Annotated in this window: 7 protein-coding genes and 9 tRNA genes; all 16 read left to right on the plus strand. The window is 51.0% G+C overall.

Annotation, left to right across the window (positions count from 1 at the left end; translation table 11 throughout):
• Positions 1–195: 195 nt before the first annotated feature.
• Positions 196–270 (plus strand) — tRNA-Asn (locus tag IEV46_RS10710).
• A 2-nt stretch (positions 271–272) separates the two neighbouring features.
• Positions 273–348, plus strand: a tRNA-Thr gene (locus tag IEV46_RS10715).
• Between the two features lie 4 nt (positions 349–352).
• A tRNA-Glu gene (locus IEV46_RS10720) sits at positions 353–428 on the plus strand.
• 4 nt (positions 429–432) lie between these two features.
• A tRNA-Val gene (locus tag IEV46_RS10725) sits at positions 433–508 on the plus strand.
• A gap of 19 nt (positions 509–527) precedes the next feature.
• Positions 528–612: transfer RNA gene (locus tag IEV46_RS10730), tRNA-Tyr, on the plus strand.
• Between the two features lie 5 nt (positions 613–617).
• A tRNA-Gln gene (locus IEV46_RS10735) sits at positions 618–692 on the plus strand.
• 3 nt (positions 693–695) lie between these two features.
• A tRNA-Lys gene (locus IEV46_RS10740) sits at positions 696–771 on the plus strand.
• Between the two features lie 31 nt (positions 772–802).
• Positions 803–878, plus strand: a tRNA-Lys gene (locus IEV46_RS10745).
• A 14-nt stretch (positions 879–892) separates the two neighbouring features.
• A tRNA-Gly gene (locus IEV46_RS10750) sits at positions 893–967 on the plus strand.
• Between the two features lie 321 nt (positions 968–1,288).
• Positions 1,289–2,191 carry an arginase gene (gene rocF / locus IEV46_RS10755; protein ID WP_188432573.1) on the plus strand — a complete coding sequence of 301 codons (903 nt, stop codon included), beginning with the start codon at positions 1,289–1,291 and terminating at the stop codon, positions 2,189–2,191.
• A gap of 333 nt (positions 2,192–2,524) precedes the next feature.
• Positions 2,525–3,100, plus strand: coding sequence for a sigma-70 family RNA polymerase sigma factor (locus tag IEV46_RS10760; RefSeq protein WP_188432574.1), 576 nt, complete (start codon positions 2,525–2,527; stop codon positions 3,098–3,100).
• A gap of 143 nt (positions 3,101–3,243) precedes the next feature.
• Positions 3,244–4,068, plus strand: a complete 825-nt coding sequence (cdaA, locus tag IEV46_RS10765) for a diadenylate cyclase CdaA (RefSeq protein ID WP_188432575.1) — start codon at positions 3,244–3,246, stop codon at positions 4,066–4,068.
• Positions 4,061–5,257 (plus strand): CdaR family protein, encoded by a 1,197-nt coding sequence (locus IEV46_RS10770; protein WP_188432576.1) that lies wholly within the window; start codon positions 4,061–4,063, stop codon positions 5,255–5,257. The genes cdaA and IEV46_RS10770 overlap by 8 nt, the downstream gene beginning before the upstream one ends.
• A 28-nt stretch (positions 5,258–5,285) precedes the next feature.
• Entirely contained in the window at positions 5,286–6,638 is a 1,353-nt protein-coding gene (glmM, locus tag IEV46_RS10775) for a phosphoglucosamine mutase (protein WP_188432577.1), read from the plus strand.
• 501 nt (positions 6,639–7,139) lie between these two features.
• Entirely contained in the window at positions 7,140–8,966 is a 1,827-nt protein-coding gene (gene glmS, locus IEV46_RS10780) for a glutamine--fructose-6-phosphate transaminase (isomerizing) (protein ID WP_188432578.1), read from the plus strand.
• A 782-nt stretch (positions 8,967–9,748) separates the two neighbouring features.
• A complete protein-coding gene (locus IEV46_RS10785) occupies positions 9,749–11,293 on the plus strand; it encodes a class I adenylate-forming enzyme family protein (RefSeq protein WP_188432579.1) in 1,545 nt (514 codons plus the stop codon).
• The last annotated feature ends 420 nt before the right edge of the window (positions 11,294–11,713 follow it).

Raw genomic sequence — 11,713 nt, forward strand, 5'->3', positions numbered from 1 at the left:
GGTAACACGTTCAGCTGACGGATACGAATCGGTCGAGGACTTCTCCTGAGTTGCTTCTGAGGTTGGCTCAGTGTTCTGTATCCGGTTTTCAGGGTCGCATCCCTGGGCAACCCATATGGGAAAAATTCCTCTTGATATTCGAAGAGAAACGTTATATAATATGATTTGTCCGTTGAAAAATGGATTCGATCATGATCCTCAGTAGCTCAATGGTAGAGCGCCCGGCTGTTAACCGGTAGGTTGCAGGTTCGAGTCCTGCCTGAGGAGCCAATGCTCCCATAGCTCAGTTGGTAGAGCGCTTCCATGGTAAGGAAGAGGTCACCAGTTCGAGCCTGGTTGGGAGCTCCATCATGGCCCGTTGGTGAAGCGGTTAACACACCAGCCTTTCACGCTGGCATACAGGGGTTCGAATCCCCTACGGGTCACCAGTTCGGACGGTTAGCTCAGCTGGGAGAGCACCTGCCTTACAAGCAGGGGGTCGCAGGTTCGAGCCCTGCACCGTCCACCACCCAAGAAGGTGGCTTCACGGAGGGGTAGCGAAGTGGCCAAACGCAGCAGACTGTAAATCTGCCGGCTTTGCCTTCGTAGGTTCGAATCCTACCCCCTCCACCATCCATTGGGGCGTAGCCAAGCGGTAAGGCAACGGACTTTGACTCCGTGATGCGTAGGTTCGATCCCTACCGCCCCAGCCATGCGACCCATTAGCTCAGTCGGCAGAGCACCTGACTTTTAATCAGGGTGTCCCAGGTTCGAATCCTGGATGGGTCACCACTCCCACTATCCCTTATATTTTAATAGGGATGGGTCGTTAGCTCAGTTGGCAGAGCACCTGACTCTTAATCAGGATGTCGCAGGTTCGAGACCTGCACGACCCACCAAATACATATATTGTGCGGAAGTGGCTCAGGGGTAGAGCATCGCCTTGCCAAGGCGAGGGTCGCGGGTTCGAATCCCGTCTTCCGCTCCAAACAGACACCTGTCGAACTCGACAGGTGTTTTTGTAGTATTACAACATCGTTTCTATTGGACTGCATATGGATTCATTTAAAAAAAGTTACTTTGACTAACGGTTTTTGAAACCCCCATAAATCAACCTTGTCAACAGTTCCCAAATTGACGATTATCCCTAAAATACAGCTTTATACTCACTTTTACATTTAAATAATCATTTTTACTCAATATCATGTATAAATAAGGGTTTTACTGCAAATAAAAGGTCAGACCCGTATCGATATGATAAAATAAAATTAAAGGAAGAACAGACACTGAAGAGAAGGGGGTCTTTCACATGCACAACAAAAAGATCACGATCGTGGGTGTACCGATGGATCTGGGGGCTGACCGCAGGGGGGTCGACATGGGTCCCAGTGCCATCCGGTATGCTTCCTTAAAAGAAAAGCTGACCGGACTGGGATACGATGTGAAAGACAATGGGAATTTGTCGGTTCCTACTCCTGAATCATATGATGTGGGTTCATCCCAACTGAAATATTTGCGAGAAATCGCCCAGGTGTCCGAAGAATTGGCTGTCACCTTGGATAATGTGATTCAAAAGGGACGGTTCCCTTTGGTTTTGGGAGGAGACCACAGTATTGCCATCGGTACCATTGCCGGCGTGGCCAAGCACTACAAGCGGCTTGGAGTCATCTGGTTTGACGCACATGGTGACCTGAACACGGCTGACACCAGTCCCTCGGGAAACATCCACGGGATGCCTTTGGCTGCCAGCTTGGGAATGGGACACCCCGACCTCGTGAACATCGGTGGCTTTTCCCCCAAGATTTGTCCGGAGAATGTGGTGGTGATCGGAGCCCGTGATCTCGATGAAGGGGAACGGGTGTTGATCCGTGAGCAGGGGATCAAAGTCTTTACCATGCATGACATCGACCGATTGGGTATGGGAGCTGTGATGGAAGAGGCTCTGCGCATCGTCAACGATGGTACCGACGGCGTGCATCTGAGTCTGGACTTGGACGGGCTGGATCCCCATGATGCACCGGGGGTGGGAACCCCCGTTGTCGGTGGAATCACCTACCGTGAGGGACACCTGGCTATGGAAATGCTGGCAGCTGCCGATGTTCTCACATCGGCTGAGTTTGTGGAGGTCAACCCGATTCTGGATCATGGCAATCGTACCGCTAAGGCGGCTGTCGCTCTGATCGGTTCTGTATTTGGTGAAAAGGTGCTTTGAAAACAGGGAGAGGTTCCCGGCTCAACAAGAGTCGGGAACTTTTTGTGGATAAGACCCTTCAGATAGAAAAGAACTATACAATTAAGCCTACTATCCTAATCTATTCGATTTATTTTGCATTGAAAACCGGTTAAATGTGTTGAAACAAGTGGAATTTGTGGGATCAATCCATTACTATAATGATTGGAAAAAGAAACAATTTCATTCACATCCGGAAGGATGAGACGGATCTTTGCGGACAGGTGGCAAGGAATGATTTGATCAGAAAGCTTTTTGTGAAAAGATGGCTGTCAAACTTGGTCGATGCATCACTGGAAAAGGCGGGGAACAGTCATGGCGAATACCCAAAGAGACGAAAAAGAATGGATCGCCCTTGCACAGTCCGGAGATAAAAACGCCTTTGTCCAACTGATCCGGCCTTATGAAGATTCTCTTTATATGTTGGCCTATGGAAAGCTGAAGCACCCTCAGGAGGCGGAGGATATCGTTCAGGAAACCTTACTGCGTGTCTATATCCATCTGAACCGATTCAACTGCCAGAATCGATTTTCCTCCTGGATCTACCGGATTGCGTGCAATCTTTGTATTGACAGGATTCGAAAGAAAAAGGCCGATTTTTATTTGGATGCCCCTTTGGAGCAGGGAAAAGAAACCTGTCTGTACCAATATATCCCTGCAAGCGACAAATCCCCGGAGGAACTCTTTTTTGACGGGGAGCGACGTCGGGAAGTCCGACAGGCCATGCATGAGCTGCCCAGCCATTATCAGTCGGTCATGTTTATGAGGTATATGAAAGAAATGCCCCTGGCGGAGATTGGAGAAGCATTATCTGTACCCGTCACCACTGTTAAAACCAGAGTTCACCGTGGGAGAAAAGCCCTCGTGAGACGGCTGGCGCCCACTCATTGATTCTGTTGGATCCACAGTCCTGGGAGTCTCTTTCCCGGGGCATTTCTTTTTTTGGATTCTTACCGCATAATGAAGGGAAGAGGAGGATTTCGCCCAAATGGCTGGTGGCATACTATGGACTGTTGGGGTTGTGGAGGGGACCGATGAGCATACTTGTGAGCATACTGGATGGGATCACCCAATATGTTAATGTGATTGTTGATATATTAATCGTTTCCTATATTATTTATAAGTTGTTGATGCTGGTCAGAGGAACCCGGGCCGTTCAATTGCTGAAAGGGATTTCCGTTGTCCTCGCGGTCTGGATGTTGTCCAGTCTGTTCCAGCTGTCCACGCTTCAGTGGTTGATGGAAAATCTGTTCTCCTGGGGAATTATTGTGGTGATTATCATTTTTCAACCTGAACTCCGTCGGGCCTTGGAACAACTTGGACGCGGACGCTTTTTCAGTCGGAGTGCAGGTGAAGATGAGCAGATGATCACCCGGATCGTGGGAGATATGGTGAAAGCGGTCTCCTATCTCGCCAAACGGCGGATCGGTGCTTTGATTGTGGTCGAAAGACGGACCGGTCTCTCAGATTACGTGGAATCGGGGATTCGATTAGATGCCGATCTGAATTCAGAAATCCTTTCCAATATCTTCACACCGAAAGCCCCCCTTCATGATGGTGCAGTGATTATTCGGCGGGATCGCATAGCAGCGGCTGGCTGTTATTTGCCCTTGTCGGAAAATCCCTTCATCAGCAATGAACTGGGCACCCGGCACCGTGCCGGGATGGGGATCAGTGAGTTGACAGATGCCGTCACCATTATCGTCTCAGAGGAGACGGGGCAGATCTCCTTGGCGATTCAGGGACAATTGGAGCGAGGACTTTCTGAAGAAGAGATGATCTCCCGTCTGTACGAGGAGTTGAAACCCTCCGGTCGGCAGACGTCCTTCTGGAACCGGAAGGGGGAGAAGGATGGATAAATGGCTTCAGAACAACAATGTGATCAAATTGATTGCCTTTTTATTGGCCATCATGCTATGGTTGATTGTCAACGATGAGGGCAATCTCTTTCGAAGTAGGCAAGCCGACAATATTGTCACCAATGTGCCCTTGACGGTTCGATATGATGAAGACCGGTTTGCGATCCGCAAAATGCCCGATTCAGTGGATCTTTATCTTCGCGGGCATATCCCCTCCATGAAGAGGGTCACTCCCTCCCGCTTTGAAGCTTATGTCGACCTTCACAACCAAGGAGAAGGAACCCACCGGGATATTCCGGTGAAGGTGAAAGGGGTCCCCGGCGGGGTGGAGGCGGAGGTTCGTCCCCGGACGGTGGAGGTCACCCTGGAGTCCAAACAAAGCCGGGTGATGCCTGTGGAGGTGGAAGTGATCGGAAATCCCAAGCCAGGTTACAAAGTGGGGAAACCTGTTGTAAAGCCGGAACGGGTGGAGGTGAGGGGGATTCGGTCTGACCTGGAAAAGGTTCGGAGGGTCAAAGCGATGATCAATACCGAAGCCGCCACAGAAACGATCTCCAGATCCGTATCGTTACAAGTATACGGGGAGGATGGTGAATTCAGTGGGGTCGAAGTCAGCCCGCGGGAAGTGAATGTGGAGATCCCGGTGGCCAGTCCCAACCGAAAACTCCCCTTGGCTTTGGAATATTCTGGTGCTCCCCCCAAAGGAATGGCAGTCGAAAGCGTCAAGGCGGAACCGGATATGGTTACGGTGTACGGCAGCAAAGATTATCTTACCGGTCTGAAAACATATCCGGGACCGGTGTTGGATCTGTCGGCTATGAACCGGGATCGGACCGTTGAGATGGAAATCCCTGTCGGTGGTGGAGCCGTCAAAGTGGAACCTGAGCAGATCACGCTGGATGTCAAAGTGGTCAAGGGAAAAGAAAAGACCCTTCGGAATATCCCGGTAAAAATCAGGGGAGCCAAGGGGGAAATGCAAGTGGAGATAGTGGGTTCAAACCGGATTGAACTTACGTTGTTCGGTGCGCCCTCCAGGCTGAAGGGGCTGAAAGCAGGAGATCTGAAAGCCTATGGTACTCTCTCTGTGCAAACCCCGGGAGAATACCAGGTCCCTGTAAAAGTCGAAACGCCGGATTTCATCCAGATGGCGGACGGCCAATCTCCAATGGTGACAGTGCGGATTGAATAGAGAAGGATGGAGCATGAGGAGGAGAAACATGGGAAATTACTTTGGTACCGATGGCATCAGAGGAGTAGCCAACCGGGAGCTCACCCCCGAACTGGCTTATCGATTGGGTCGTGCCGGTGCCTATGTGCTGACACAGCAACGCAATCAACAAGGCGAAAAGCCCTTGGTGATAGTGGGACGGGATACCCGTTTGTCCGGAGAAATGCTGGAGTCGGCATTGGTTGCCGGGATGCTTTCCATTGGAGTCGATGTGGCCCGTCTGGGAGTGATCACCACACCGGGTGTCGCTTGGCTAACCAAGGAGCTGAAAGCCAGCGCTGGAGTGATGATCTCTGCTTCCCATAATCCCTTTGAGGATAACGGAATCAAATTTTTCGGCTACGATGGTTTTAAACTCTTTGATTCTCTGGAAGAGGAGATCGAAGCCTTGCTGGATGCCGAAGAGGACCAGTTGCCCCGGCCCGTGGGAGAACAAATCGGCCGGGTGGAAGATCGTGAGGATGCATATCAACTCTATATTCAACATCTGCAGTCTACCATCCAGACCGATCTCTGCGGGATGGATATCGTGGTCGATTGTTCCAATGGGGCCGCCTCCCGACTAGCCCCCATGCTCCTCCGCGATCTGGGAGCCGATGTGACTGCCATGTGTGCGGACCCTGATGGTGTGAACATCAATGTGGATTGCGGGTCCACCCATCCGGAAAGGTTACAGCAGGAAGTTTTGCATCGGAACGCACATCTGGGTCTTGCCTTTGACGGAGACGCCGACCGGCTGATTGCTGTGGATGAACAGGGAAAGTTGGTAGACGGGGATCAGATCCTTTGTATTTGTGCCGATTTTATGAAGGAACAGGGGGAGCTGAAGAAGGACACTCTCGTTACCACTGTCATGAGCAACATCGGTCTGTACAAAGCGATGGATTCCATGGGAATCCGGACAGAACAAACCCAAGTGGGCGACCGCTATGTGATGGAAAAAATGCGCCAAGGCGGCTTTAATCTCGGTGGAGAGCAATCCGGCCACATTATTTTCCTCGACCATAATACGACCGGAGACGGGATGCTGACCGCTTTGCAATTGTTGCGGGTGGTCAAGGAGAAGGCAACCACTTTGAACCAGCTGGCCCAAACCATGATCCGATATCCGCAAATTCTGGTGAATGTCCGGGTCAGGGAGAAAGAACATTGGGATCAGAATCAGGAGATCATGAGCAAGATCCAGGAAGTGGAACAAGCTCTCGGAAAAGATGGGCGCGTGCTCGTGCGCCCATCAGGAACAGAACCGCTGATTCGGGTGATGGCGGAAGGGCCGGACGAGGAACAGTTGGAATCATATGTAAATGAGATTGCTGATGTGATCCGGACCCAGCTTTCCTGAAAGGGCCAAACCCAGGGAAAGAAAAGACAGAATCATGAGCGGCCGGATTCGGTCGTTCATGATTTCTTTACTTTACAAATGGGAGGTTCTCGCATAGCATAATAGTAGCTTTTTTGGGAGGTGGTGGCCGGAAAGGAACAGGGAGGATCAAGGATTCCAAAAGGTTGTGAAGCGCCAGGACTGTGGAAGAAAGAGCCGCAGTTGACGAGGTGGAGGGGAATCGAGGTTTCGGCGGATCCCTCCCGGCTTTTACACCGAAGCCGAGGAGCCGGAACACAAAAGGACGGGGTGACCTGTCCCACAAAAGTTCCGGTACGGTGTATTATCTCCACGGGAAGTAGAGATGGCAAGGCATCCACAAGAACAAACGCTGTGTTTGAAAAAAATACAAGACAAAACCGCTGCTTCCATGACAGCGGCAAAACCATGATGACATGGGGCGCCGCTTTCCTTGAGGGAGCGGCAATGCCCCGTTGATTCTCCAGGGGGTTGTAGAAACCAATGTGTGGAATCGTGGGATATATCGGATCGAAGCCGGCCCAAGAAATCCTGGTGGAAGGATTGCGCAAGCTGGAGTACCGCGGTTATGATTCTGCGGGCATTGCCTTGTGCCGGGAGGGAAAACTGGAAGCGAAAAAAACGGAAGGCCCTCTCACCGCCCTGGAAAAGCGGTTGCAAGCTGATCCCCTGACCGGACATCTGGGGATCGGTCACACCCGTTGGGCCACTCACGGAAAGCCCTCCGATGAAAACGCCCATCCTCATATGGACCCGGGTCATCAGTTTGCTGTGGTTCACAACGGGATCATTGAAAATTATCTCGGGTTAAAGGAAGAACTTCAGAAAAAAGGATATACGTTTACTTCGGAAACGGACAGTGAAGTGATCGCCCATCTGTTGGCAGATCTGGATGACGGTGATTTGGTGTCCACGGTCCGCCGTGCGGTCCGACGGATGAGGGGAGCCTACGCCTTGGCTATCATCCGCTGTGGAGAACCGGACAAGATGGTGGCGGTCCGCTTGGCCAGTCCGCTGATCATCGGCGTCGGAGACGGAGAAAACTTTATTGCCTCGGATATTCCCGCGATCCTGGAACACACCCGGGATGTCTATGTGCTGGAAGACGGGGAAATGGCGGTGCTCACCCGGGAGTGGGTGGAACTGACTACGATCGGGGGAGACTCCGTCGACAAGGAACTCTTCCATGTGACCTGGGATGCTGTCACCGCTGAAAAGGACGGCTATGATCATTTCATGCAAAAAGAGATTTTTGAACAACCCCGGGCCATCCGGGATACCTTGGCCGGTCGGCTGAAGGATGGCATCGTCGATTTGTACGGGGAACTCTCCTTAGCGGAAGAAGACCTGAAAAAGATCGACCGGATTCATGTGGTCGCTTGCGGCACGGCTTATCATGCTGGTTTGGTGGGTAAAACCATCTTGGAAAAATGGGCCCACATCCCGGTGGAAGTAGATGTGGCATCGGAATACCGATATCGGAATCCGTTGATCACCTCCTCCACCCTGGTGATCGCCATCAGCCAGTCGGGAGAGACGGCGGATACTTTGGCTGCCCTTCGGGAAGCTAAAAAGGGAGGGGCGAAGGTGTTGGGCATCACGAACGTGGTCGGCAGCAGTGTCGCCCGGGAGGCTGATGAGGTCCTGATGACTTGGGCCGGTCCGGAGGTCTCTGTCGCTTCCACCAAGGCGTATACTACCCAGCTGGTCACCCTCGCTCTTTTGGGTCTGCATCTGGCTCGGGTTGTCGGAACCCTGGGCAGGGAGGAGTTGTCTGATACTGCCACTGCCATGCTCCGCCTGCCGGAGCAAGCCGAGTCTCTCCTGACGGACACGGTGGCCATAGAACAATTCGCCCGCGGGATTGCCGGCCAGGAGAATCTCTTTTTTATCGGACGGGGTCTGGATCATGCGGTGGTGATGGAGGGTTCCCTGAAGCTGAAGGAGATCTCCTACATCCATTCGGAAGCTTGTGCTGCAGGGGAACTGAAGCACGGTACCTTGGCTCTGATCGAGGAGGGCTTTCCGGTGATCGCTCTCGCCACCCAGCAAGCAGTTCGTGACAAAATGGTCTCCAATATCATCGAGATGAAGGCGCGGGGAGCCCATGTCCTGGGTCTCGCCTTGGAGGGAGACACTGAAGTGGGTAAATCCGTGGATGAGATTTTGACCATTCCGAAAACCCTCCCTCTTCTCACTCCGGTGCTGTCGGTCATCCCCCTCCAGCTCCTCGCCTATCACACCTCCGTCGTTCGCGGTCTCAACGTCGACAAGCCGCGCAACCTGGCGAAGAGTGTGACGGTGGAATAGCGGATAATCAGTTTCAAACGTGCCATGAAGTATTCATGGCACGTTTTTTATGTTGTGGATCAGATACAGGCCAAGTGAAACCACTTCGGTTTTACGTTCGGCTATCCTTCATTTTAGTATTCGGCTTTTGCCTAACCCGAGAGAGGAAAATGAAAATCATCCGTATGATTGTATCGGAGACGTTGAAAAAAGGAGGTTTTGATACTTCGATCCATAGATGGGAGGCGGTTTTCGCTGCGGAAGGGTTTACATCCGGGTTTGAACCCAATGATTTTCGGTCTGAACCCGGTTACGAATTCCATATCTAATCCCAGCCCAGCTGGGATCTTTCCCTTGCAAGAGTTCCGGAAACGGATCGATCCCCCCACCGACTTATTCCTGGGGATGAGTGCTTCAGCTGTTCTGGCGATTCAAAAACAATGCAAACTCCAATCCTCCTTTCAGACAGCATTTTCTGAACACCCCTAAAAGCATGATTTGGTGCTTACTGAAGAAAGGACAGTCCATTGATGAACCTTTGAGGAATCCAGCTGTCATCAGATTTTTATATACTCAATTAGTATGAATGAAACAATCCAAAATTATTAATACTTCCTTGCTAATTAATTTCTAATGTTATAGAATCTATTTAAAAATACATTATCAAGTACTACATATTGAAGGAGCGTAGGAGAATAGAGACATCCTATCCAGTGGTTTGAACTCATGAGTTCACCACCCTTGCAGCTGTCCACCATCGTTTTGGAGATGTAAAATTCACCATTATCCTTGGAGGTGGCGAAATGACTGTCACAATGGGGGCGATTTTGAGAAATCGCGCAAATCTCAGTCCGGAGATGGATGCTGTGGTCACCCCAAAAAATCGGTATAACTATCGCACTTTTAATCAGCGGGTCAACCAGTTGGCTCATTTTCTTCTGGCTCAAAATGTGAAAAAAGGGGATCGCGTGGCTGTGTTGTGTGGGACGGACCATTATTTTCCGACTGTTTTTTTTGCAACAGCCAAAATCGGTGCGATGGTTGTTCCTCTGAATTATCGGTTGAATGCATCGGAGTTGGAATGGATTATAAGGGATTGTACTCCCAAGGCGCTTTTTTATGATGGAGAGTTTTCACCGCTGGTTTCCGGTTTGGAGGGGTTGAGTTTTTTGAATTTGATGATCCAAACCAGCTTTGACGGGGAGATACATCCTCAATACGGGGAGGTGTTTCGGGAATATCCTGTTACCGAACCGGAGGTGGATGTATGGGGAGAGGATTCCTGTCTTCTGCTTTATACTTCGGGAACCACCGGCAAACCGAAGGGAGTGATCAGCACACATCAGAATTTGTTTGCTTCCGCGATGGCCACTGTCCATCCCTTGTCGGTTCAGGAAAAGGATCGATTGCTGGTCCCGACCCCCCTGTTTCATGTCAGCGGTATTTTTGCGATCACCACTGCTTCATTGATGGGGTATACGCTGATCCTGATGCCCCAGTTCCATCCCGTGCACATCTGGGATTTGGCGGAACAGGAAGGCGCTACGCAAATGGCGGCGGTTCCGATGATGATGAAGCTGATGTTGGCGGCTTTATGGGAGGAAGAACGGGATGTGGGCACCCTCCGGACGATTATTACCGGTGGTTCGGATGTGCCCGTTGAGCTGATCCAACAGTACGACGCGCTGGGTTTTTCCATCACCAATGTTTACGGGGCCAGCGAATTCACCGGCATCGCTGCATACTGGAATTCGGGGATGGGCCTGGATAAAATGGACTCGGTGGGAAAATCCTTGCTCGCCGATATCCGCATTGTAAATCCCGACACGGGAGAGCCGGTGCCCACAGGGGAAGTCGGGGAGATTATCTGCCGCGGTATGCAGGTGTTTCAAGGATATTGGAACAATGAACAGGAAACGAAGAAAGTGTTGCGGGACGGCTGGTACTATACCGGAGATGCGGGAAAGTTCGACGAGGAGGGCTATTTGTACGTCGTCGATCGATATAAGGATGTCATTTTGGTTGACGCCGGTGAAAATGTGTATCCGGCTGAGGTGGAGCGGGTGATCCGCCAATTGGAAGGGATTTCGGAGGTGGCTGTTGTCGGAGTCAAGGATAAGCTGTGGGGAGAGTTGCCCTGGGCTTATGTAGTGTTGGAAGAGGGTTCCACTCTGACGGAAAATGTAATTTTGAGCCATGTCCATCAAGAATTAGCACCCTATAAGTTGTCGCAAGTCCGATTTATCGAAAAGCTCCCTAAAAACGGCTTTGGCAAGGTACAGAAATTTAAACTGAGAGAGCATGCCAATGAGGAGAAAAAGAAAGAGGAAGAACAAAGTCAGGTTTAACCATTTTCCCTCTCGATACAGAGGTATGAGTGGAAGATGCCTGTGACCGTGGGAAATTCCCTTAAGTGTGTTTGGAAAGGAAATTAGAACCCTTGATTTTCCAAGGGTTCTTTTTAAAAGTTGACAGTGCTGCCGGTAACGGGCCACAACCTTGATTCCTCTGGTCCCCTGCTTGAAGAGAAAGAGTGAAGTTGAGAACCTAATCCAAGAGGTGATCTTTTCTCGCTTCCGGGGATGCCCCATATCAGCCGCGGGAAATGGTGGAGGGGAAGTGGGAGTGGATCTGCATCAAACCGGTCCGAAAGAAAATCTCTCTTTTCCCAAGGAGTTTATCAACGGGGAGGGTATTATCTCTTTGGGACTGACCCGGCGTAGTATGGATTAAAGAAGAGAGAGGGTCACTCCTCTCTCTTAGTTTAC

The organism is Kroppenstedtia guangzhouensis (assembly GCF_014637345.1).
Lineage (GTDB): Bacteria > Bacillota > Bacilli > Thermoactinomycetales > DSM-45169 > Kroppenstedtia > Kroppenstedtia guangzhouensis.